This is a genomic window from Peribacillus sp. YIM B13481, assembly GCF_042787985.1.
GTDB classification, from domain to species: Bacteria; Bacillota; Bacilli; order Bacillales; family DSM-1321; genus Peribacillus; species Peribacillus simplex_A.
In genome coordinates this window covers 21,261-44,695 of record NZ_JBHZPE010000039.1, presented here as the reverse complement: position 1 = coordinate 44,695, position 23,435 = coordinate 21,261, and the positions used below count along the sequence as shown (strand labels likewise).

Genomic DNA, 23,435 nt, shown 5'->3' with positions numbered 1-23,435 from the left:
ACCCTTGATGACTTTCCCCTTTAACTGACACATTTAAACGAAAATTATTTATTCTCATTATATATTGACAAACTAAAAAGATATGTTGTTTGCTGGAGAAATTTTTTTCTTTTTTTGTCGAATGGATGCTATCCCAGAGAATAAGAGCACTTTCAACATACAATTAGAAGGTTCGATAAAAAAACTGACACCAAACTAGTTGGTGTCAGTTCCCCATTACTATTATTTAAGCATTTCTTTAACACGAGCAACTACATTTTCTACAGTGAAACCAAATTCCTCCATGATCTTACCGCCTGGTGCAGAAGCTCCAAAATGATTGATGGCCAATATTTCACCCTCATCACCTGCATAACGATCCCAGCCAAACGGTGAAGCCACTTCGATAGCTAGACGTTTTTTCACTGCTGGATTGATTACACTTTGTTTATATTCTTTAGATTGAGTTTCAAATCGATCCCATGATGGCATGCTGATTACCGAAACATCAATTCCATCGTTCGCTAAAGCTTTCTGTGCTTCCACAGCCAAGTTCACTTCAGAACCAGTCGCAAGTAGTAATGCATCCGCTTCTTCTTTCTTAGCAGCGGATATGATGTAAGCCCCTTTTGAAACACCATCATAAGCAGTTTCGGAAGTATCTTTTATTGTTGGCAACCCTTGACGAGTCAGTACAAGGGCAGTCGGTTTATTTGTAGACTCCATAGCCACTTTCCAAGCTGCTGCCGTTTCATTGCCATCAGCTGGACGGATTACCCCTAGGTTAGGCATTGCCCGCAATGATGCTAATTGTTCGATTGGCTCATGTGTCGGTCCGTCTTCCCCTACAGCAATGCTATCGTGGGTGAAAACATACGTTACAGGTAGTCCCATCAGTGCTGCCATTCTTATGGCAGGACGCAAATAATCAGAGAATACGAAGAATGTACCTCCGTACACTTTTAATCCACCATGAAGGGTCATTCCATTTAAAGCCGCACCCATAGCGAATTCACGTACACCGAACCATATATTACGGCCACTGTAATTACCAGGTAATAGATCTGTCTCACCTTTGATGGCAGTATTATTAGATCCTGCTAAATCTGCAGAACCACCAATGAAGCTAGGGACCTTTTTGGCAATTGCATTCAATACTTCTCCGCTTGAAGCACGGGAAGCTAATGTTTTTCCTTCTTCATAAACCGGAATTTCCTGATCCCACTCAGCAGGCAGTTCACCTTTGATTGCCAACTCCAATTGCTTGGCTAACTCAGGGTGTGCTTCTTTGTAATTTTTGAACAATTCATTCCAAGCTTCTTCTTTTTGGGCGCCTGCCTCTACAACAGATTCATTGAAGTGAGAATAAACTTCTTCTGGAACATGGAAATCCTCTTCGAATGTCCATTTATAAGCTTCCTTAGTCAACTTCAGCTCATCTGCACCAAGCGGAGCGCCGTGAACAGCAGATTTACCTGAACGGTTTGGTGAACCGTAACCAATAACCGTTTTCACTTCGATTAATGTTGGACGTGCCTCATCGGTTTTCGCTTCTTCAATCGCTTTGGCAATTTCCTGAAGATCGTTCCCGTCCTCAACGCGGACATATTGCCATCCATAAGATTTGAACCGGTTTGCTACACTTTCACTAAATGATTGACTTAAGTCGCCGTCAAGGGATATATCATTAGAATCATATAAAACGACAAGTCTTCCAAGTTGCAGATGTCCTGCTAATGAAGCCGCTTCTGCAGAAACACCTTCCATTAAATCTCCATCCCCACAAATGCTATATGTATAATGATCGACCACATTATAAGATTCACGGTTATAGCTTTCTGCCAAGTGGCGTTCTGCCATTGCCATTCCGACTGCCATTGCAATACCTTGTCCAAGAGGTCCTGTCGTTGCATCTACCCCAGCGGTATGTCCGAATTCGGGATGTCCTGGAGTTTTACTGCCCCATTGGCGGAAGCTTTTCAAATCATCGATAGATAAGCCATAGCCCGATAAATGAAGAAGGCTGTATAACAGCATAGACCCATGACCAGCTGAAAGAACGAAGCGATCTCTATTAAACCAATCTGGATTTTTCGGGTTATGATTCATATATTCAGTCCATAATTTGTACGCCATCGGCGCTGCACCCATGGGCATGCCTGGATGGCCGGAATTAGCCTTTTCAATTGCATCAATCGATAATGTACGAATCGTATTGATAGAAAGTGCATCTAATTTATCTAACATATCGTAAAACATCCCTTCCTGTAATGTACCTCTTTATATTATAGTGACCAGCATAATATCACAACTAAAAACACTATTTAAAACCCCGATATTACAATATTTTCTGGAAATTAAAGAAGTCCCCTATTTAGATTAAGCTAAATAGGAGAATACATACATGAATGCACTCCCTTTTTAATCCTTAAAGCTTAAAATGGGGTGTTTCATGATAATAGTCCAAGCATTAATGTAAGTTTCTTTTTTCTTTAATATTCTTTATCTTTTGAGGAGTGACGTCATTTCCTTCTGGATCAACGACTTTCACGTGCTCCAACGTATCGGACATGGACCGTCTGAATGTTTCTAAATACTCACTTCTTAATTGGGTTTGCTCTTTCGCCTCGACTTCCGTTAAACCTTCAGCCTTTGCCTTTTTAGAAAGTTCATTAATACGGGCTATTTTTTCTTTTGATAGCATAATTTCGCTCCTTCGTAATCTGCGGATATTGTCATGGTATTAAAAAAAAAGCGAAATTACAAGTTCTATGATTGACTTTCCTGTATATTTAGTTGATGTTCGAGAAAACGCCTGTTCACCGTAGCTTTGGATACATTGTATCCAAAGCCCCTTAAAGTGGCTGCGATTTCTGCAAATGTCAATCCATTGGCCCGGAGTTTAATAATCTCTTCAATGGGAATTTCCATACGTTCCCTTCCAGTAGAATTCCTTTGGTTCTGAAGATTGTTTTGAGGGCGGTAGCCTTTTTCAACGGCTCTTATCATCCCGCGTTTTATTTTTAGGTTATGTAATTTCCTTTGATATTCCTCTACAATACCGACTATCTGGATGACCATGGCATCCGAATCCGATAACTCTATTTCCCCATCGTGTGAGAGCGTATAAATTTTCACGTCTTCTTTAAGGATGACATGGAAAAGGGCTATTTTGGCATTCCCTCTTCCTAGTCTTGTTTCGTCCTGGATTAATAGAACTTCGGCTTCTTTGGCTTTAAATAGTTCGATCATGTCAAAAATGCCATCCCGGTTTAACTCATAACCACTTTCCTGCTCCTTTATTATGGAAACAACTTCCATATCCAACTTTTCGGCCAATTTGACTAATTCATCTTCCTGCCTTGCCAATGATGTCTCCTGTGACTCTTTTTCTGTGCTAACCCTACAATAGATTATTGCCTTCATAATACCCTACCTTCACTGCTTACTGCTGACTTGCCAAATTCTGAACAAGTTCTTCCCCTTTAACCGGTATGACAATGACTTGACCAGGTTTAATCGAATCTGCCCTGACTCCATTATGCTCTTCTATCCAACCAATGAATTCTTTTTTTGTCAAATCAGCTTCATCATATTTTTCGGCAATTCCCCATAGGGTGTCGCCTTCACCTACTTCTATAGAAAGGAAATCTTTTTTTTGATCATTGTCCAATGTACAAGAGAATAAAATTGAAAAGATGAATACTGATCCAGCTAACAGAATCGTATATACATAATTTTTGTATATTTTTTTCATAAATATCCCTCCAAAGCGAATGTTCGTTCGTATGTTATGTCAAAATTATAATACGAACGTTTGTTTCAGTCAACAACTAAATTCGAACTTATGTTTGTATAGAATTGGGGGCCATGCTATAATGGGGCAAAGAACATTGGAGAAGAGGTGCACATATGACTAAACTATCAAAACGGCAGCAAGATATCCTTGATTTCATTAAAGAAGAGGTCCGCCAAAAAGGGTATCCACCTTCCGTCCGGGAGATTGGCGAAGCAGTGGGACTTGCATCAAGTTCAACAGTACACGGACATTTATCCCGCCTGGAAAGTAAAGGTCTGATAAGACGTGACCCAACCAAGCCGAGGGCCATTGAAATACTAAACTTGGAGGAAGCGAATAATATCCCCAAAGCTAGTGTCGTGAACGTGCCGTTACTTGGTAAAGTAACCGCGGGCATGCCGATAACTGCAATTGAGAACATAGAAGAATACTTTCCGCTTCCCGAAAGCATGGTTCCACATGATGACCATGTTTTCATGCTAGAAATCATGGGTGAAAGTATGATTGAAGCAGGAATTCATGATGGAGATTATGTCATCGTGAAACAACAAAGCAGTGCCAATAATGGAGATATCGTCGTGGCCATGACGGAAGATGATGAAGCCACTGTAAAACGATTCTTTAAGGAACCGGATTACATAAGGCTTCAGCCTGAGAACTCAAATATGGAACCAATTATTTTAAGAGATGTTTCGATACTTGGAAAAGTAATAGGCTTATATAGACAAATACATTAAAAGCGCTAAACGCGCTTTTTTTTGTTTGTTTAATTTATGTCCGAAATTCTCTCATTATGCATTTGGAAGACTAGGTTTGAAATATTTTTTTAATAGAAGCGTGTTTTCATGGAGTATTAAAACATTATTCATTTATGGCGGTTGATAGGCAAAGTATCGCTTTCTGGATATATGTACTTTAGGAAAAATATGAAACCATAAAATTAATAAAGAGCGAGATAAAACCCCGCTCCCTGTAAATGTTCATTTCACTCTTAATCTTTGGTTCACTTTAATAAGGTTAAGATCGACCAATCCATTCCACTGTTGAATCTGCATTTGCGTAGAACCATATGCTTTTGCAAGCGCAGATACGGAATCCCCTTTTTTGACGATATGATAGACCTCTTCGATGCTTTCATCATATTTAGTTAAATCGCTTGTTTCGATTAGGTTCGCCAGTTTTTCTATATATTTCGGATCCGAGGCGTAACCCGCATCGAATATCGCTTTGAGTGCTTTTTTGTAATCTTGTTCTCCAATGACGGCTGTATACAAACTTCTATTCCATGAAGTTCCCTTTACATATAGATTGGCAAGATCTCTTAGACTTTCTTCCCATGTTGGGTATTTTCTGAATTTGTTCCATACTTGAACGGGTGCACCGTTGACGTATTCAATTGTTTGTATAATGACTGACTCGCCCTTAAAATCATCTTTTGTACCGAATATATTCTTTCCTTGATTTGCTAAAAAGCTTGTCCCATATCCACTCTCCAAACAAGCTTGTGCAATGATCGCAGAAGGCAAAATTTTAAATTCCTTTTGAATTTTCAGGGCATATGGAGCAATTTCCTTAATAAACGTTTCCTTGCTCATTAGAACCTCCATTATTAGGGCTCACTTTCTTAACTGGTTATCTTCATTCATATCATATTCTAAACCATGAAAAGGGTTACAAGCATGTCCAGCAAAAAAGGTACTGATATTTGGTTAATTGTCTTCACTATGATCAAAAAAGAGCAAGCATACACTGAGCGGCTTCACATTGAACTCTGAAAGTCTTCGAAACTTGTTGTATCAACTTTCATTGATCAATCGTTTATATTGCATTAATTAATATGGTATAAATCCTTTGTAAATGGTAAAAATTAATTGTGAAAACTTCTAAGGTGGTGACATTATGGACTTCCCAACTATCCATACAAACTTTTGGGATGCAGTGATAGCCATCCCTACCATCATGACACTTACTCAACTTATTAAGGTCATGTTTCCAATTCCTCCAAAATTCATCCCTGCCATCGCTTTGGTTCTAGGCTTATTCATTTCCATTTTCATCAGCCATCGACACCATTTAGTTGCAGGAATTTTCATGGGCTGGTTTTATGGCTATGCAAGCATAGGCAACTATGCTGCTCTCAAAACTAGTATTTTGTCTTATAGAGAATCTTATCAAAAGTAGGATTGAACTATACATGATAGCACACGCCTAGGGTCATCAATCTTGTTCTGCCAGGATACCAAACTAGCTTATATTCCCATCGAACAATCCAATATTCATTCCTTTATGGCAATTACGGCATAGCTTTTTACTTAGCTGAATCAACATAGCCCAAAGTAAAAGTAAATAAAACCAATTCACACCTTCACATTTCAACCTAAAAAAACCTCTCAATTAAGAGAGGGGATTTTTTGGTAAGTTCCACTACTTTTCAATATAGACCGAACGAATCAGCGTACGGGTTCTTTCAGGACCATTCACGCTTTTTTCCTTGACGTCAATTGTTACATTATAAACACCTGATTTAGGCACTTCTGGAAGGGTACCCGAAAAATTTTCGGTATCCATTTCCTGAATTGTGCTTTTTCCACTAATTTCTTTACCGCTTTCATCTATTAGATGAACCAGAAATGTTGTGCTGATTGGCCTTTTTTTATCATTCATCGGATTCTTAATGATAAATTTAGCATCTTTTTGCTTAACTTTTCCAGCCATACTTAATGTAATCGGATTCTTTTCGTTAAATTGTGCCGTGAAAAGGTATGCATCTTTTGGTGATTTAGTCTTCATTCGCACTCTCCAGTCACCAATTTCAAGTTTATTCCTATTAAATGTTTGTATGGTTGCACCATTAAAAAAGGAAGTTTGATTTTTTGCAGATTGAACTTTTAAGGAAGGTCTATACTTTTTATTAGATGGAGAAATCAATTCAACCTCGACATCATTTGTGGCAGTGTATATGGTTATATCACTTGGAGCTGCTTCATTTACATGGAAACTTTGTTCGTTCCAGACATTTTGTTGCAGGACATCTCCCAGGACGGTTTGCGAAAGAGCGGTTGTGATGACATCATCTTCAACGTTTTCTTTATAATTGACATTTAAACCAGGAATCCCAGCAATAGAAGTGCTTCTTAAATAGGGTTCAATCCTTGAAAATACAGCTGAACCTATTCGAATATTGTCGTGATCATAGTTGGGATCCGTAAATAAATGTGACGCGTAGGGTATTTTTGTACTCCATACATTCACTAAGCCATCATTTTCTCCATATGAAGATAAATATTGTCCACCCATTGATAAAGCGGAAAGAACCGGCCCTCTATTCATACCGGCCACGGTGAAATACATATTTTTCCGGGCGTTAACATGGTTATCCGTGACAGAACGAAACTCCGCCATTTTACCAACCTGTAAAGAATAAGTTCCTTCATCTTTTTGGCCCAATAGGGAACCAAGCCAGCCCGCATACCAGCTATATGCCAAATCAGCCAAGTTGGAACCGTGATGAGGGGAAGCTAAAGTGATGACCCTTCCAACATATTGGTGTGCTCCAAAGTGTACTAGAGCCGCTTGGGTGTCTGGCCCCCCCTTGCTGTGAGCTATAATATTTACTTTTTCGCCCCCGAAATGGTTACTGATTTCTGCAAGCATTTGAGCTAGCAGCCTTCCATTAGCATATTGGCTAACTGATCCATTTCCAGCAGAATCGTAAAGCTGAACAAAAACCGTTTGATAGCCCGCTTCATATGCCTTAGTATACATATCATTGACACCGTGATAGTCCGTTTCACCGTACCAGCTGGCTGAATTGCCATTTTTACCTTGGACAAATACGATCGGTGGTTTATTTGTGTCAAGGTTGGGAGGGGTACTTCCCAGAAACCAATCCCCTGGGTTGAAAGTTTCGGATGGCGGCTTCAATTTTCCCGCTGAGGAAAAGTTCGGCTTTGCCATAATTAATATGGTTAGTATGAGGACAAGAAAAACGACATAATTGATTATATTCCTTTTCAATTGTTATTCTCCTCCCATGTTATTTTTCGAATTCACCTATTATCAATGCCCTCCTTTACGGGTCTCCTATATCATTCATTAGTTTATATTTGTACTTTTTCCTGCCATTACCTGCTAACTTCATAAAAGATGGGAAAAAAAAACTAGAAGAAAATTATAAATATAGAGATAAAGTATGAAGATGTTAAAAAGAGTGCGCCTTGTAAAAAATTCGGGTTAGTTTGATGCCTACATGAGTTTATCTGGTTCACATCACTTCCTGAACGATTGGCTTCAGAAGAACTTATGAAGGATATGTTAATAGCGATTGCTAGTAAACACGAAGAAAAAAAGAAAACAAGCCCTTCTCCTTCAAAGGATAGAGGGCTTGACTTTCTTATGAACAACATTATTAATTTTTCCGTCGAATATGCCACTGTCCAATTGCCCCTAATCATGTTGTTTTTAAATCCGTCCTTTGTAAGAAATAAATCACAGCAATTGGCTGTATTAATAGAATTCCAGTATCAAACGGCTATTTTATACAAATGATCGATACATTTCACTTAAACAGCTCTCATGATACTCCATCAAAATGTTTCCCCCTGTGGGTGAGTCCATAACAATTGGGTCCGCCATCAAGTACATTTCCATAAAAACACTACCAGCATGCCGATTCGGAGTTTGGATTATTAACTCCGTTAAGCACTTACCCCTCCCCCATCATACCTGTATTTCACCCTGAGAACTGGATAATTGACTTCAGTGATAAGCTCATCCTTTCGATTGTACAGTTTGAATATACCGTTGTGTAGGATAATATCCTCAATGATTTCTCCACGAATTTCCTTTCCAATCGCAAAGGTGCTAACAGCAACTCCTACTGCAACTTCAATAGACCTAATTTCTCTTTCCACTTTTCTCACCTTCTTTCCATTCTCACTCGAATCATCATAACCATGAACTTTGTCCCTTGGCAGGTTAGGATTACTATTGATTAGATTTTTCATTCCAGGAATGGCTTCTCTAGTATAGACACACAATATCGATTGAACTTTCAACTACATTTGAAGTGTAGATGAGGGTCAAAAAAAATGATATCGTCGATGGAGAATCCTACACATTCAGCGAACATATACGCCTTATCGATTCGCAGAGGAATCTTATATTGCTCATAGTCAATGTAGGTCCTCTTGGCCATTTTTAGCACTTTAGCCATTTCCTCTTGGGTTAACCCTTTATACTTCCTCGCTTGTTTAAGTGTAAACTTAACGTTTGTCATACCTTGTCACCACCTATCTAAAAAAATGATATCACACTTGAAGTATAGTTACCAACGATTTTTTGTAAAATTCACGCACTTTAAGTTTACTCACTTTCACTCATAGTGTATATTCAAGTTAGAGGTGAAGAAATATGCACATTGGTGAAAGGATTAAAATGTTAAGAAAAGAAAGAAAAATGACACAAGAAGATTTGGCAAACATATTAAAAGTGGCCCCAACGGCAGTATCAGCATGGGAATCCGGACGGAATAAACCTTTAATGGATAAATTGAGCATGATATCCACATGCTTCGAAATCCCGCTATCCCACCTCATTGAAGGAGCACCTATCATTAGAAATGATCCTGCAATGGAATTTTTAAATGAAAAGAATGTCAGATTAATTGGTGTCTATGGAAATATACCTGCCGGAGAGCCTAACTTTACCAACGAATATATAGAAGCGTATATGCCGACGTTAAATTCCATGCTAAAATCGAACAAGGAATATTTTTTCCTTAGAGTAAAAGGCAACAGCATGAACAAAGAATTCAGTGACGGTTCATTGATCCTCGTTGAAAAAACAACCTACGTCGACAGCGGAAAAATTGGTGTGGTCTTAGTAAATGGTCACGATGGTACAGTCAAAAAAGTGATTATCAATGAAGAAAACATCACACTCATCCCCTGCAGCACGGATCCTTTTTATGAAGAAAAAACCTATCATATCAAAAATGATAGAGTCCGAATTTTAGGAAAAGTGGTACAGGCCATTAAAATATACGATTAATACCCAACTCTAGGGTTTCATTTGCAAATTAGTGACAAGCTAAAATACATAGATTAATTCAATTCGTTAAGTCAAACATTTATCCACTTATACATATTAGGTACAAGCCATTTTGGTTTGTGCTTTTTAATATTATTTTTTATGAGTGAATGCATTCGGCAACTAACTTCGCCCAGGACGCTTTTTTCAATCTCCTTGCTTTTTATGCAGACTAAACCATTTTGTCAACCCAGCCAAGGTGCTCCTTTATTTTTCCCAGTAAATGTTCAACCTCATAAGAAAAACCTTCTGTATTTGCCTTCAGTGCAAATTTATGATTTGTGAAGAGGCTGTGCCATCGCTGTCTTTCAATCTTTAATTTCCCCGTTTATCAGTTTTAGAATTGCTTTTTTATAATTCCAAAAAAAACAGTTAAGGTTAAAAATATATTCAATATTTTCACAAAGGCTTCCGCCATTATTGAAAGAATGGCGGAAACGGGAAAAGTCCCTCTCTTTTTAGAGAAGGACTATCTGCGTGATGTGCTTTCTGGAAGCTATAAATAATTTAACCAGTCAACTATAAATTATTCATTTCACCCGCAATTTCTGCTCTACGGTAATGGTGAACTGGCTGTCAAGATCGTTCCAATCCTTAATTTGCTGAACTGTACTGCCATATGCCCCGCTTAAGGAGTATACAGTGTCCCCACTAACGACAGTATGGTATACCGCTGTAATTTTCTTGGTAAGATTGAAGCATTTAACTATACCGTTTACATGTCCGCGAGCCAGTGTTTCAATAAAGGATGCCATTTTTAATTTGGCTGCGTCATTGACATTATCGATAAATCCATTTTCAGTCAGGAGTGCGGGCATGTCCGTTTCACGGAGCACATGTAAATCGCCTGTTTTTTGTCCCCTGTCTTGGAAGCTGATAAGCTTCATGACCTCTGAATGAATATGATCTTGATACGTTTTCGTTATCTGGTTGGTTGACGTATAAACGTAATCCTCATACCCAGTGCCTCCGCCAGCATTAATGTGGATGGAGAGGTAGAAGTCAGCTCCCCAAGCGTTCGCTTGATTCGTCCGATCGTCTAAAGAGGGGTACGTATCTTGGGGCCTGCTCATTTTTACAGAAACGTTATTATATTCTATTAATAATATGTCTTTGATTCTAGTTGCAATAGATAAAGTTAAATCCTTTTCTCTCAATCCATTACCCACTGATCCTGAATCCGTACCGCCGTGGCCGGGATCAATAAATATTTTTACCATTTCACTCACCTCTATTAATCTTATGTTGCACATTAACAAATGCCTGTACACATAACTACCGGATTAAAGAAAATTTCATAATAATATTAGATTCGGTTTCCTCACTAGGTCTACGGTTAACATGAAATGCGTTCTTCCTTTTCCCTAAAAAAAAACACCTCTCCTGGTGTTTCAGTCTGTAGACAATTTGAACGTTGATTGGAATGTAGGGAACTCGCTTTCCGCGGGCGGTCCGCCCTCTGCTTGCGCCTGCGGGGTCTCCCATAGACGCGCTTTTCCCGCAGGAGTCTCACACACCCGTTCCAATCAACTTTATTATAAAATTTAGATAAAATCTCTTTTGCCTTCAGTCTTTTTTGTTTTAAAATGGCAGGATTAAAACATTCCCTACAATGCACGAGACTCTTTTTGACTTCTTGAAAAAGCTATCTTCTATTATTTTACTTTGGTAAAATTGAACTATAACTTAAATCAAATAGAGGTTCCATAATATATGGAATTCACTAACCAGGTTCTTTTAAGGATGCTGATACATGGAAACAAATGAAATTAAGGATTTGGATAATGTTATGACCGAGATTTAATCCCGTGAAATGGACCTTTATTCAAATTTATAAAAAAGGATAACGACTTCATTCATACTTTCGTTGAAGGGGATTTCATTACAAAATCAATCACTCCAACTTCTATGGTTATTTGGAAAAAAATCATCTGACTTTTTACCAATAGAACAAGCAACACAAAAACAAAGATTTTATAAAATGGCATGGTGTGGGGAAACGGTGAATTAAATGAAGGGGAAGTCGATGATAACCATTTTGTTGCACCATAGAATCCTTTGATGGTTGATGTGAGGTTATCGGATCGGCAATCGATATCACCGAAAAAAAGAAGTGAAAGCAGAATTCGAGAATTGAAAAAATTAGCGGCTGCAGGTGAATTGGTGCTGGAATAGCCCATGAAATCCGAATCCTTTGACTTCCTTAACCAAATCATCAGTGAGCGGATACATGATGCAAGCATCCTAGAATATCTTGGGATCATAGTGGTGGAACTGGATAGGATTAATAACATCGTTAATGAATTTATATTTATAGCAAAACCTGATGAAACTATTAAAATCAGTAGAAACAATATTTACTCCAACATATCGAATATCATTAAATTCATGGAACCACAGTGAAATTTAAGGCATCCGGATTATTTTTGAATCCAAACAACCTCCCTTAAGGCAGTATGTGATCAAAACCTAATGAAACAGGTGTTGATTAACCTTATACAAAACTCTTTTGAAGCAACTGATGAAGACAGTGATGATATAAAAATACTTTTTAAACGTTACAGGAGAAAAATTGATGAATGTTTTAAACGAATGTAAAACTGTCCTTTATTCCCATTGGCTATCTTTCCACTCATTTAAGCTGCTTAATAATCTATATTAGAATGATTTTGGGCCAACAGCAGCTGAAAATTCCTTTTCGCAATTGCATCCTGCACAATATGGATTCTTCTTTCCCTATTGTGCTATTTTTTCTCTTTTTATTGTGGGTACTTCTTAAAAGATGAAAAAGGCTGTTTTCACATACTATGTTGCTATTTACCAGGTAGTGAGTTGTGGTTGATTCCCCCTTCAGATGCTCGCTTTCCGCGGGGCGGGCGGTGAGCCTCCTCGGCGTAAACGCCTGTGGGGTCTCACCTGTCCCGCTGCTCCCGCAGGAGTCTCGCACTTCCGCTCCAATCAACCTTAAATAGTTTCGTTTTAAAAACAACAATCTTTACGAAAAGAGCCATGAAAAAAAGTGTTTGAACGCTAATATTGATATCCCATCTATAATGTGAACTTAAACGCCTGAACATTGACCGGGATTTTAAAAGGAGAAGACGTATGAAAAATGAATATGGTAAGTTTGAACAATTGGTTCAAAAGTTGGATCCAGGCATCAAACTCATTCGCGCATGGGAATTAAAAGGCGGAATTTCTGCTCAAGTGACAGGACTTGAAATGTTACAATCTACAGGGAGGATCATAAGGATGATCCTTCGTCAGCATGGTGATAATGACTTGAAACGGAATCCGAATATTGCGGCAGATGAACACAGGCTTTTAGGGATATTGAAGGCTGCAGGTTTGCCTGTACCGAAGCCTTATTACATCGAGCAATCCTGTGAGGTTTTTTCCAGGCCATGTATACTTATCGAGTTTATTGAGGGCAAGCCAGATTTTACCCCCTCAAATCTTAATGATCATATCTTACAATTGGCAATCAATCTAGCAAAAATCCATCATGTTGATTGTGCGAAGCTACCTTTATCTTTCCTCCCTAAACTAGAAAATTCATATGGAGAAATGTTAGATAGTAAAGATGGGGCAATCCTGGACGAAACCTTAAATCTGAGCTTGATCAGAGATTTGTTAAAATCATACATGCCATTACGCCCAACGAATAAAGAAGTGATCCTTCACGGTGATTATTGGCCAGGAAATATATTATGGAAAGAAGATAAACTAGTTTCTATAATTGATTGGGAAGACTCAGGCTTAGGGGACCCTTTGGCTGACCTTGCCAATAGTCAACTCGAGATTTTATTTCATTTTGGAATGGATGCAATGAGTGACTTTACCATTCAATATAAATCCATGATGCCGGAGTTGAATTTTACAAACTTACCCTTCTGGCAATTATTTGCCGCATTACGGTTATCTGATTTTCCTGAATGGGGCTTGGAAAAAAGCAAGGAAAATAGCTGGAAGAAAAGACACAAGTCATTTGTTCGTCAAGCAATTAACCAAATTCGTTTAAATTAATGTATCTTCAATTTTTTTAAAAGGAGTGACAGATCTGATATGCCTATGAACTTTTGATAAAGGCATTTATACCAGTCCCTTTATCAACTTTTTTCATAAACTAACAATGAATTCCAAAAAAATCCAGGAGGTGTTTAAATGTATAATAAGCCCTGGGGGCATCCGAAAGGCGGTCAATGTCCACTACAATATTGCCCACCTCACAGAATCCCTACTCAGTATAATCCACCTCAAATCTCGCCGACAAAGCAATATGTTAAAACTAATGTCATTAACACTGTGATTCCGGTTTTTCACCCGACACATACAACTACCGTGAATAAACATTTCACCACATATATACCGCATACCCGAAGTATCGTGAAAGAGTGTTATACCCAAAGCTTTGTTTGCGGAGTTCCTCAATCCCCCTGTTTTTCGAGGAGAATGCTAAGATATTAATTTAAAAAACCCCGATTCGGGGTTTTTATTAATTCCTTCCATCAACCTTTGAAATTTGACATTCAAAGGATTTACAACTGTCTAAATGCAAACTCCCTATATTTTTTAAAGTGTTGTTTCTTATAAAACTCTTTTGCATCAGTGTTTTCAAACCAATAATCCAGTTCAATTAAATCTATATCATTCTTTTTCGCAATTTCATATATCTCATTCATTAGTTGCTTACCGTAGCCCTTTTGGGTTTGACTTTCAGCGATACTAAGCTGATGCACATATACTGATTTATATTCATTTTTAAAAGCACTTTCTGGATAGGTTTTAATTTCAATCCATGCGTAACCGATCGGTTCTTCATGTTCTTTTAAAAGAAGAAAAACAAAACTTTTATTTTCAACCAAACTTTTGAAAGTTTCTTTCATTGCACTATAATTATATTCCTTAAAATACTTAGGATATAGTTTCGCATGCAGGCTGTGGACATTTTGATTTAATTTTGCAATTACTTCATAATCCCGGGTTTGACTTACATACATAATAATCCCCCTGTATATACAATGAAACATTCATTATTTAATATAAATTCCATGAAAGAAGTTCACCCTATCATAAGCATTTAATGAACTTAATTCGGCAAAATCCCTAAAAGTTCCTGTTTGACTTTCTTATATTGCGAGCCTTGCAAAAGGAAAGATCAGCCCAGTAGCATTCGTTTTAAAGAAAAGTCTCGCAGGCAATGCGTACAAACCGATTCTCTTAATCTTACTGATATACGAGATGGCCCATCATAGGATAAGCCTAATATTGTGGAACATGATAGGATATATCCTGAAACGGTAAGGATTATTAGACTGGATATAGGTGGTTTTAGTTTAATTATGGGGCCTTTGGATGTTAAGATGCTTGGTGAAGAAATAATGAAAATATTGGAGGAGTTCATCTTGAATCCATATGCATATTTGGCAATAGCCATCATAAGTGAAGTGTTTGGCAGCTCGATGTTAAAAGTATCAAACGGATTCAAAAAGTTATTCCCTTCAATTGGTGTTGTAATTGGAATGGGTTTGGCTTTTTATTGCCTGTCTTTATCTCTTAAAACAATTCCACTTGGAACGGCTTATGCTATATGGTCCGGAATAGGTACTGCTTTAACTGCATTAGTGGGAGTTATCGTTTATAAAGAAAGCTTTAACCTGAAAAAAATTTTAGGTTTAGCCCTAATCATTGGCGGAGTGGTTGTTTTGAAACTCTCCAGTGGCGACGCTCATTAATATTTTGAGAAACGGAGGTAATTATATGAAAGGATACATAGCTTTAGGAATATCAATCATAAGTGAAATATTTGGCACAACCATGCTTAAGTTATCTGAAGGATTCACTCATTTATTCGCTTCATTTGGGGTCATTATTGGATTCGGAATCGCATTTTATAGCTTATCCATATGTCTTAAAACAATTCCGTTAAGCTTGGCATATGCCATTTGGGCAGGAATTGGCACAGCTTTAACTGCATTAATAGGCGTACTATTATGGAGTGAGCCATTTAGCATCACTACATTAGGAGGCTTAGTATTAATCATTGGTGGAGTGGTTTTACTAAATGCTTCCCATACTCCCAAACAAGCAGAAGGATCGTCAAACTAATGGTTTGCGATTCCTCCTATGTCTATAAGAAAAACACGATACCCTGAACTGCATTAGAAAAGGCCGCCTGCGCGACCTTCTCTTTTGAATGGAGCTGAGTTTCATGAATCAGTCCTTCATTTGAATTTAATTTTTACAGACTTTTTTTCATAATAACCTATTTGTTTTTTCATTTCCTCCTTAGCTTGCCAGCATATTTCTCAGGGTTTCACCAAGTCCGTCGAGCAAAGTCCGTGAACTTGAATTTATCGGGTCTATGCCTGGATTCGCTATACTGAAACAAGCTTCCATCAATTAAATGAACCGTACTTTTCACCACTGCCACCATATCGTAGTCTTCTATGTCCAATAATTGTTTATCTTCTTCACTGCATGGCTCCACAGTAATTTCCTTATTGGAAAAACCAATCTGGAGCCCGAGTTCCTTTTCGATATATCCATAGATCGAATCCTCACAAATTTCCTTTGTCAGATTAGTTACGAACCCACTATTGAAATAGTCTTTGTCCAGAATGATTTTATTTCCATTGATTTGCCGAACCCGGAACACTTTCCACACTTCCTCACCTTCAGTTAAGTTAAGAAGCTTGATCATGCTTGTGTCCGGGGACTCAAGCTCCATGGTATGGATGATCGTTTTGGAATGCAGATTCAACTTTTCCACCATTTCTTTATAGGAAATCAAGCCTGCTACAGGAAAATTAAATTTGCTGAAATCCAATACAAAGGAACCCTTGCCTTTGATTTTATGGATATACCCATTTTGTTCAAGCAATTGCAAGGACTTTCTTACAGTATCCCTGGAGATGTCATACTCTTCCATGAAGCTGCTTTCGGAAGGAAGCTTTGAATTTGTCGGAAAGGTTCCTCCTTCAATTTTTGAAACGATATCACCATATAGTGATAGGTATTTGCTGTTCATTTCATCACCACAATATATTTTTGTTAGTCTGCTACTCGTCCTTTTTCAACAAATAGACAACCGATTCATAGGGACGAAGGATAATGTCATCTGCAAAGTCTTTCGAATCGATATAGTTCGAGAGTAGGAGCTCTGACTTGAATCCGGATAGGTCTGCATCTTTTGGAATTTCGAAGGACACTTCTTTTGCATAAAAGTTATTGATGACCAAAAGTTTCTCATCTTCATGACTGCGTACATAGGCGAACAATTGATCGTGATCGCCAAGAATTTCCTGATAGTCCCCATATGCAATGATATCATGTTTCTTTCGTAAAAATATAAGTTTTTGGTAATGATAAAAAATGGAATCCTTATCCATCAGTGCATGTTCAGCATTGATGAACTTTCCATTATCAGGCACTGAAATCCATGGAGTCCCTTTTGTAAACCCTGCATGCTCCGTATTTTCCCACTGCATGGGAGTTCGCGAGTTATCGCGGGATTTAGCTTGAAGGATTTCGATTATTTCCTGCTCATCTTTGCCTTCCTCTTTTAAAATATTGTAATAATTAATTGACTCCACGTCCCGATATTGTTCAATATCATTGAATTTCGGGTTGGTCATCCCTATTTCCTCGCCTTGATAAATATAAGGGGTCCCCCTAAGCATGTGAATGGATGTTGCTAGCATCTTGGCAGATTCCTTTTGATACTCTTGATCATCCCCAAACCTGGACACGATCCTCGGCTGGTCATGGTTGCACCAGAACAGAGCATTCCACCCATTCCCTTCTTGCATCCCATATTGCCAGTTGCTTAGGATATCCTTTAACTTCCTGAAGTCAAAATCTGCAATGGACCACTTTTCCCCATCCTTGTAATCCACCTTTAGATGATGGAAATTGAATACCATGGATAGCTCCTTTTCATCTGGTGATGAATATTTGACGCAATGATCAATGGTCGTCGATGACATTTCCCCAACTGTCATCACCTCTTCATCCTTCCCAAAAGTTTCTTCATTCATCTCTTTAAGGAATTGATGAATTTTGGGACCATCTGTATAAAAGCAACGTCCATCCCCTTCTTTGTCATTTTCAAAGGAATCAGGTTTCGAAATGAGATTGATGACATCCAATCGGAATCCTTTAACACCTTTATCCAGCCAGAAGTTAACTACATTGAAGATTTCTCGCCTTACTCTGGGATTTTCCCAGTTAAGGTCAGCTTGTGTCCGATCGAACAAATGAAGGTAGTATTCATCATGTTCCGCTAGATATTCCCATGCGGAGCCGCCGAATTTTGAAATCCAATTGGTTGGGGGCTCTCCATCTTTCGATTTCTTGAAAATATAATAGTCCTTATATTCTTTCTCTCCTGCCAATGCCTTTTGGAACCATTCATGCTCTATTGATGTATGGTTGAATACCATATCCAGCATGATCTGGATATCCCGCGAATTAGCTTCCTTCACCAATCTCTCGAAATCATCCATTGTCCCAAATGCAGGATCAATGGATGTGTAATCCGCTACATCATATCCATTATCATTTTGAGGTGAACGATAAAAGGGGGTCAGCCAAATATAATCCACTCCCAGTATGTTCAAATAATCAAGTTTTTCAATAACACCATTTATGTCACCGATGCCGTCACCATTCGAGTCCTTAAAAGACTTCGGATAAATTTGATATATGATGCTTTTTTTAAAATCATTCATTGTAATTCCTCCTCTGCTGTCCCGGGTGTATCATTTATCAGTATGATAAAAAAGAGGGAGAATGCTCTCCCTCCGCATTATCAAGCATTTAATTTCGTTGTTTTCGTTCTTGTTTTCAAGTTCATTTGAGGACGTTTGGAGAATGCTATAGTCAAAATGAATGGCACAACGAAAGCGACCAACATCGCGAGTGCAAACATTCCCATATACTGTGGCTGGATGGAAAGGATACCTGGGATCCCTCCAACACCGATAGAGTTTGCCATTACTCCCGATCCGACTGAAACGATGCCTGCGAAAAGTGAACCGATCATACCGGCTAAGAACGGAAAGCCGTATTTAAGGTTAATGCCGAACATGGCTGGCTCGGTTACACCGAGATAACATGAGATCGTGGCGGGAATGGAAACTTGTCTTTCCTCCTGATCCTTTCTGTTGATGTAAATCATCGCAAGAACTGCTGTACCTTGTGCAATATTGGATAAAGCGATCATTGGCCATAGATTCGTTCCGCCCAGTTCACTCATAAGCTGCAGATCGATAGCGTTCGTCATGTGATGCAGGCCTGTGATGACAAGCGGAGCATATGCAAAGCCGAAAACGGCAGCAAATAGCCAGCCAACTGATGAATTCAATCCGGAATATACAACCGTAGAAATGACTGAACCGATTTTCCAACCTAAAGGCCCCAAAATGGTGTGGGCAATGATCACAGTTGGAAGTAAAGCAAAAAATGGAACGACGATCATGGAAATGGAATTGTGCACTTTATCTCTCAAGTACCGTTCTAAATACGCCAAAACGAACCCTGCAAGTATAGCTGGAATGACTTGGGCCTGGTAGCCGATCATATCGACTTGCGCAAAACCGAAATCCCAAAAAGGTATGTCACTTGCCTTCGTTCCTGCCACTGCATATGCATTAAGTAGTTGTGGGGAAACCAAGGTCAGACCAAGGACGATGCCGAGAATTTGAGTTGTGCCCATTTTCTTCGAGATGGACCATGTAATCCCAACAGGAAGGAAATGAAAAATAGCTTCACCTATAAGCCAAAGGAAGGCGTGGACCCCTGACCAAAATTGTGAAATATCCACAAGTGTCTTTGTGCTATCATCGAACATTTTTATATCCCCGATGATATTGCGGAATCCAAGAATAAGGCCGCCAACGACAATGGCAGGAATCAGCGGGGTGAAAATATCCGCAAGATGGGAAATCATCCGCTGCAGCCAGCTCATATTCTGTTTAGCTGCCGTTTTCACATCTTCTTTTGACGCTTCCTGCAGTCCAGCTATGGAAACGAATTCATTATAAAAGGATGATACTTCATTCCCGATTATGACCTGGAACTGGCCAGCTTGTGTAAAGGTTCCCTTCACAAGTTTAATCGATTCAATATTCGTTACGTCCGCCTTGGCGGGGACTTTCAAAGCAAAACGCATTCTTGTCGCACAATGCGTAACTGTCGCAATATTTTCTTTCCCTCCGACATGTTGAAGCAAATCCATTGCTGGTTCTGTGTATTTACCCATTTCACTACTTCCTTTCCCTAGAAAGCAAAATATAGTTTATTTTACAACCTATACGTATAGGTTTTGTATACGCTTTCATATTATCCTGTACGTACAGGTTCTGTCAAGAATTTTTTCCTCACTTTAAAAGGATTGATTTTCATTTACTTTCATTAACGATTTAACGAAGTGTATTAAAATCGGAGAAAAATGAATAATCTGTACTTATTTATATTTAAATAATAAAAAGAGGAGCTAGGATGCTCCTCTCAGACCTATAGACCAGTTTTTTTTAGGTTTTTAAAATTTGACCTTTGCGTGGAACGTAAGGCACTCGCGGTCCGTCCCCCAGTGCTCTTTGCCCTGCGGTGTCTCCCTCTGACGCACCTTTCCCGCAGGAGTCTCGCACTCGTTCCAATCAACTTTGTTTTAACAGTTAGATGGAACTCCTTTGATCTGACCCAATAAAGTTAGACATATTATTTAATAGCATATAAAATTCCGGAAAGGACATATGTCCCGCTGTTCGACTCCAGGTTCATCGTTGGAATGGAAGATTTTTTGGGGGAAATAACAAAAAATTCTCTGCCAAGACCAATCTTTAACAAGCAAAGGCCACTAATCAATTAGTGGCCTCGCTTGTTTACCATTAACTTGAATAATTAAAGACAAAATAAGTCTAATTCCTAGCAATCATTTTCGGAGAATTTAGCCGGCTAAAAATTAAGTGGTACCTTTTTATTTGTTATACTTATAAAAAGTTTCAATGACTGCCCTGGTTAATATCTCAATACCAGTGAAAATGGCTTCCTGATTGAATACCATGTTGGGATGGTGCAACCCTGGCTCTAAATTGCAGCCAACACCCAGCATCGTGGCTTTAATTGCAGGTCTTTCCTTTGTATAAAAATGAAAATCCTCACCGCCGGGAGTGATGATGGGCTTAACGAGCCCTTTAGCCCCCAAGGTTTTTTCTATTGCCTTCCCCATCAATCGTTCCGCTTCTTGATCAATGGATGCTGCATAAACTCTTTCTTTGTGCTTGAAGGTAATTTGACATTGATGGAAGATGGACATTTTCTTCAAAACATCGTCCACCTTCTCGATCAATTCGTCCATCGCTTCATTCGTTTGGGCGCGTAAGTCAAGACTGAACTTGGAGGACCCAGGTATAATATTTGCATTTTCCCCTCCTGCGGAAACCTGTGTCATTTTGACTGAATAAGATAATTGCGGGTTTAGCCGTATTCCTTTAAGCTGTTCAACGATGGCACTGATCACTTCAATGGCGTTTAAAGTCAAATGAGGCCTGGCACCATGTCCATCAAATCCGTGAATCTCACCAAACACTGTATCGGCTGACCCGTGAATGATGCCTGAAGCAGCTTGTCCATGCTTAATCTCATGAATAGGGCGCAAATGAAGACCAAAGAGAAAGTCAACATCATCCAATACCTGTTTTTCAATCATCTTTAAAGCACCCTCACCAACTTCTTCGGCAGGCTGAAAAATAAACTTTAACGTACCTGGAAGAATTGCCTTCATTTTTCTTAATAACAACAACACACCCAATACAATCGTCATGTGAGCATCATGCCCACATGAGTGGTTGGCACGTATTGTCCCATCCACCTCCTGAAGGAGAGCATCCATATCAGCCCTCAATCCGACCGTTAACTTATTTCGCCCTTCCTCTGGATACCATGTCCCCACGATTCCAGGGATATCCACAAAACTGGTCACTTTAAGATCGTTTTGTTTGAGGACCCTTGAAATATAAGATGTAGTCTCATATTCATTCCAGCTCACTTCAGGATTCTCATGAAGATGGTGGAAAATCTCCAAAACTTGAGGTTTTATTTCATTCAATAATTCCTTCATCAAACCACTCCTTTCTCTCAGGAAATACCAAGGGCCACTGCAACCATGAGTGCAATGCAAGCAATCAAAGTCCACCCGAGAACTAATTTCCAAATGAATTTAACCCATCGCTCATAGGGAATCCCAGCGATGGCCAAATATCCCATCAACGCTGATGACGTTGGAATGATGGAATTCGTAACCGAATCCCCATATTGGAAGGCAAGAACGGCAAGCTGTCTTTCCAAACCCAATATATCCGTAATGGGAACCATGATCGGCATTGTTGCGGCAGCCTGTCCGCTACCCGAAGAAATGAATAAATTCAGGATTGCTTGAGTGAAGAACATGCCTACCACATTCAACGTTTGCGGTAAGTGGCTTATCCCGGACGCCGCCATGAAGACCAATGAATCTATGATTTTCCCTTCTTCCAGCACTACTGTTATAGCCCTTGCAAAACCGACGATCAATGCCCCAAATGTTACTGCTTTGGCCCCATCGATAAATGAATCGAAAATTTTCCCAAGCTGAAGCCCCCCTACAAGCCCGCTAACGATGCCCATAATCAAAAAAGAAGCGGTAAGCTCGGTTAAAAACCAATCCCATTTGAACACACCATAAATGTTAAAAGCCAGCCCAAAGGTCATCGCTATGAAGACCAGCTTGTGTCGGCCCGTCAATTCGGGGAAATCGACCAAACCAGCCGTTTGTTTTTCTTTTAGTTCAATATCATAGATTACACTATTTTCAGGATTTCGCTTAACCTTATTCGCATACCGGCTAACATACCAAATGGCAAATGACAGTACAAAAATATAAATAACGAATCGAAAACCGATTCCAGAGAATAAAGGTACTTCAGCCAGTGATTGCGCCACCCCTACCGTAAATGGATTGAGCATGCCCCCGAAAAACCCACTGGCTGCACCAAGTGTAATCATGGCCGTTCCAGTAACTGCATCAAAGCCCATTGCCCTTGCTATAGCGATACCGATCGGTACAAAGATAATGGTCTCTTCTGCCATCCCCATGCTAAAACCGCCAATGGAAAAAAGCAGCATACTCAAAGGAATTAAAAGCTTTTCCCTCCCCGCAAGAGATCGGACCCCTTTGTATACCCCTGCTTCAATGGCCCCGGTAGTTCGTATGATTGCGAATACACCACTTACAAGAAAAATATAAAAAATAATTTGGGCTCCCTTTTCCAATCCCAATGGAATGGAGGTGAAAAGGTCAAAAAAGCTAACAGGGTCTTGTTCAATAGCATGATAGCTTCCATCAACTACAAGCATTCTCCCCGATTCTTCATCCTTAACCCGGTCGAATTCACCGGCCGGAATCACATATGAAGCAAGTCCTGCCAAGATGATTATGATGAAGATAAGTGTGTATGTATGCGGTACTTTTAACCAAGCTTTTTTCTTGACCGGCACAATATTTTTTTCGGTTTCCATCCATTCA

23 protein-coding genes are annotated in these 23,435 nt (G+C 39.2%); 8 read left to right on the top strand and 15 right to left on the bottom strand.

Going from position 1 to position 23,435, the window contains the following annotated elements; translation table 11 throughout:
* Nucleotides 1-222: 222 nt before the first annotated feature.
* The 4 genes from tkt to yneA all read right to left on the bottom strand — a co-directional run bounded on the left by tkt (nt 223) and on the right by yneA (nt 3,736).
* Nucleotides 223-2,226, bottom strand: a complete 2,004-nt coding sequence (gene tkt / locus ACFX4X_RS19025; protein ID WP_377385330.1) for a transketolase — start codon at nt 2,224-2,226, stop codon at nt 223-225.
* A gap of 223 nt (nt 2,227-2,449) precedes the next feature.
* Nucleotides 2,450-2,683 carry a DUF896 domain-containing protein gene (locus ACFX4X_RS19020; protein WP_061462711.1) on the bottom strand — a complete coding sequence of 78 codons (234 nt, stop codon included), beginning with the start codon at nt 2,681-2,683 and terminating at the stop codon, nt 2,450-2,452.
* Between the two features lie 65 nt (nt 2,684-2,748).
* Nucleotides 2,749-3,405: a YneB family resolvase-like protein gene (locus ACFX4X_RS19015; RefSeq protein WP_061462709.1), complete on the bottom strand. Its 657-nt coding sequence runs from the start codon at nt 3,403-3,405 to the stop codon at nt 2,749-2,751.
* Between the two features lie 19 nt (nt 3,406-3,424).
* Nucleotides 3,425-3,736 (bottom strand): cell division suppressor protein YneA, encoded by a 312-nt coding sequence (gene yneA / locus ACFX4X_RS19010; RefSeq protein WP_061462707.1) that lies wholly within the window; start codon nt 3,734-3,736, stop codon nt 3,425-3,427.
* 155 nt (nt 3,737-3,891) lie between these two features.
* Between yneA and lexA the strand changes: the two genes are divergently transcribed.
* Nucleotides 3,892-4,515 carry a transcriptional repressor LexA gene (gene lexA, locus ACFX4X_RS19005; RefSeq protein ID WP_061462705.1) on the top strand — a complete coding sequence of 208 codons (624 nt, stop codon included), beginning with the start codon at nt 3,892-3,894 and terminating at the stop codon, nt 4,513-4,515.
* A gap of 243 nt (nt 4,516-4,758) precedes the next feature.
* Here lexA and ACFX4X_RS19000 read toward each other — a convergent pair whose 3' ends face one another.
* Nucleotides 4,759-5,373, bottom strand: coding sequence for a glucosaminidase domain-containing protein (locus ACFX4X_RS19000; protein ID WP_377385324.1), 615 nt, complete (start codon nt 5,371-5,373; stop codon nt 4,759-4,761).
* Nucleotides 5,374-5,677: 304 nt separating this feature from the next.
* On the opposite strand from ACFX4X_RS19000, the gene ACFX4X_RS18995 reads away from it, so the two are divergent.
* Nucleotides 5,678-5,959: a hypothetical protein gene (locus ACFX4X_RS18995; protein ID WP_061462701.1), complete on the top strand. Its 282-nt coding sequence runs from the start codon at nt 5,678-5,680 to the stop codon at nt 5,957-5,959.
* 243 nt (nt 5,960-6,202) lie between these two features.
* Here ACFX4X_RS18995 and ACFX4X_RS18990 read toward each other — a convergent pair whose 3' ends face one another.
* Entirely contained in the window at nt 6,203-7,735 is a 1,533-nt protein-coding gene (locus ACFX4X_RS18990; RefSeq protein ID WP_377385355.1) for an esterase/lipase family protein, read from the bottom strand.
* A 345-nt stretch (nt 7,736-8,080) separates the two neighbouring features.
* Here ACFX4X_RS18990 and ACFX4X_RS18985 point away from each other — a divergent pair, with 345 nt between their 5' ends.
* Nucleotides 8,081-8,326: a hypothetical protein gene (locus ACFX4X_RS18985; protein WP_377385321.1), complete on the top strand. Its 246-nt coding sequence runs from the start codon at nt 8,081-8,083 to the stop codon at nt 8,324-8,326.
* Between the two features lie 149 nt (nt 8,327-8,475).
* On the opposite strand, the gene ACFX4X_RS18980 is transcribed toward ACFX4X_RS18985, so the two are convergent.
* Both ACFX4X_RS18980 and ACFX4X_RS18975 read right to left on the bottom strand, forming a co-directional pair.
* Nucleotides 8,476-8,784, bottom strand: coding sequence for a hypothetical protein (locus ACFX4X_RS18980; protein WP_377385318.1), 309 nt, complete (start codon nt 8,782-8,784; stop codon nt 8,476-8,478).
* Nucleotides 8,785-8,831: 47 nt separating this feature from the next.
* Nucleotides 8,832-9,056, bottom strand: a complete 225-nt coding sequence (locus ACFX4X_RS18975; protein ID WP_061462697.1) for a helix-turn-helix transcriptional regulator — start codon at nt 9,054-9,056, stop codon at nt 8,832-8,834.
* 134 nt (nt 9,057-9,190) lie between these two features.
* Here ACFX4X_RS18975 and ACFX4X_RS18970 point away from each other — a divergent pair, with 134 nt between their 5' ends.
* Nucleotides 9,191-9,829 carry a LexA family protein gene (locus ACFX4X_RS18970; protein WP_089364973.1) on the top strand — a complete coding sequence of 213 codons (639 nt, stop codon included), beginning with the start codon at nt 9,191-9,193 and terminating at the stop codon, nt 9,827-9,829.
* Nucleotides 9,830-10,398: 569 nt separating this feature from the next.
* Here ACFX4X_RS18970 and ACFX4X_RS18965 read toward each other — a convergent pair.
* Nucleotides 10,399-11,088, bottom strand: a complete 690-nt coding sequence (locus tag ACFX4X_RS18965) for an N-acetylmuramoyl-L-alanine amidase (RefSeq protein ID WP_318687255.1) — start codon at nt 11,086-11,088, stop codon at nt 10,399-10,401.
* Nucleotides 11,089-12,973: 1,885 nt separating this feature from the next.
* On the opposite strand from ACFX4X_RS18965, the gene ACFX4X_RS18960 reads away from it, so the two are divergent.
* The gene (locus ACFX4X_RS18960) at nt 12,974-13,894 is read left to right on the top strand and encodes a phosphotransferase (RefSeq protein WP_377385313.1); all 921 of its coding nucleotides are present in this window, start codon (nt 12,974-12,976) and stop codon (nt 13,892-13,894) included.
* 138 nt (nt 13,895-14,032) lie between these two features.
* On the top strand, nt 14,033-14,335 hold the full coding sequence (locus tag ACFX4X_RS18955) for a CotD family spore coat protein (RefSeq protein ID WP_284471101.1): 303 nt from the start codon (nt 14,033-14,035) through the stop codon (nt 14,333-14,335).
* A gap of 71 nt (nt 14,336-14,406) precedes the next feature.
* Here the strand turns inward: ACFX4X_RS18955 and ACFX4X_RS18950 are convergent, their stop codons facing one another.
* Nucleotides 14,407-14,868 carry a GNAT family N-acetyltransferase gene (locus tag ACFX4X_RS18950; RefSeq protein ID WP_377385308.1) on the bottom strand — a complete coding sequence of 154 codons (462 nt, stop codon included), beginning with the start codon at nt 14,866-14,868 and terminating at the stop codon, nt 14,407-14,409.
* Nucleotides 14,869-15,273: 405 nt separating this feature from the next.
* Between ACFX4X_RS18950 and ACFX4X_RS18945 the strand changes: the two genes are divergently transcribed.
* On the top strand, nt 15,274-15,603 hold the full coding sequence (locus tag ACFX4X_RS18945) for a DMT family transporter (RefSeq protein ID WP_317777608.1): 330 nt from the start codon (nt 15,274-15,276) through the stop codon (nt 15,601-15,603).
* A gap of 25 nt (nt 15,604-15,628) precedes the next feature.
* Nucleotides 15,629-15,976 carry a DMT family transporter gene (locus ACFX4X_RS18940; protein WP_089364980.1) on the top strand — a complete coding sequence of 116 codons (348 nt, stop codon included), beginning with the start codon at nt 15,629-15,631 and terminating at the stop codon, nt 15,974-15,976.
* 208 nt (nt 15,977-16,184) lie between these two features.
* Here ACFX4X_RS18940 and treR read toward each other — a convergent pair whose 3' ends face one another.
* The 5 genes from treR to ACFX4X_RS18915 all read right to left on the bottom strand — a co-directional run bounded on the left by treR (nt 16,185) and on the right by ACFX4X_RS18915 (nt 23,428).
* Nucleotides 16,185-16,898, bottom strand: coding sequence for a trehalose operon repressor (gene treR / locus ACFX4X_RS18935; RefSeq protein WP_377385305.1), 714 nt, complete (start codon nt 16,896-16,898; stop codon nt 16,185-16,187).
* A gap of 31 nt (nt 16,899-16,929) precedes the next feature.
* Nucleotides 16,930-18,600, bottom strand: a complete 1,671-nt coding sequence (treC, locus tag ACFX4X_RS18930) for an alpha,alpha-phosphotrehalase (RefSeq protein WP_377385302.1) — start codon at nt 18,598-18,600, stop codon at nt 16,930-16,932.
* An 80-nt stretch (nt 18,601-18,680) separates the two neighbouring features.
* The gene (gene treP / locus ACFX4X_RS18925; RefSeq protein ID WP_377385300.1) at nt 18,681-20,132 is read right to left on the bottom strand and encodes a PTS system trehalose-specific EIIBC component; all 1,452 of its coding nucleotides are present in this window, start codon (nt 20,130-20,132) and stop codon (nt 18,681-18,683) included.
* Nucleotides 20,133-20,849: 717 nt separating this feature from the next.
* Nucleotides 20,850-21,992, bottom strand: a complete 1,143-nt coding sequence (locus tag ACFX4X_RS18920; RefSeq protein WP_284471105.1) for a M20 peptidase aminoacylase family protein — start codon at nt 21,990-21,992, stop codon at nt 20,850-20,852.
* A 17-nt stretch (nt 21,993-22,009) separates the two neighbouring features.
* Entirely contained in the window at nt 22,010-23,428 is a 1,419-nt protein-coding gene (locus ACFX4X_RS18915) for a YfcC family protein (protein WP_284471106.1), read from the bottom strand.
* Nucleotides 23,429-23,435: the final 7 nt, after the last annotated feature.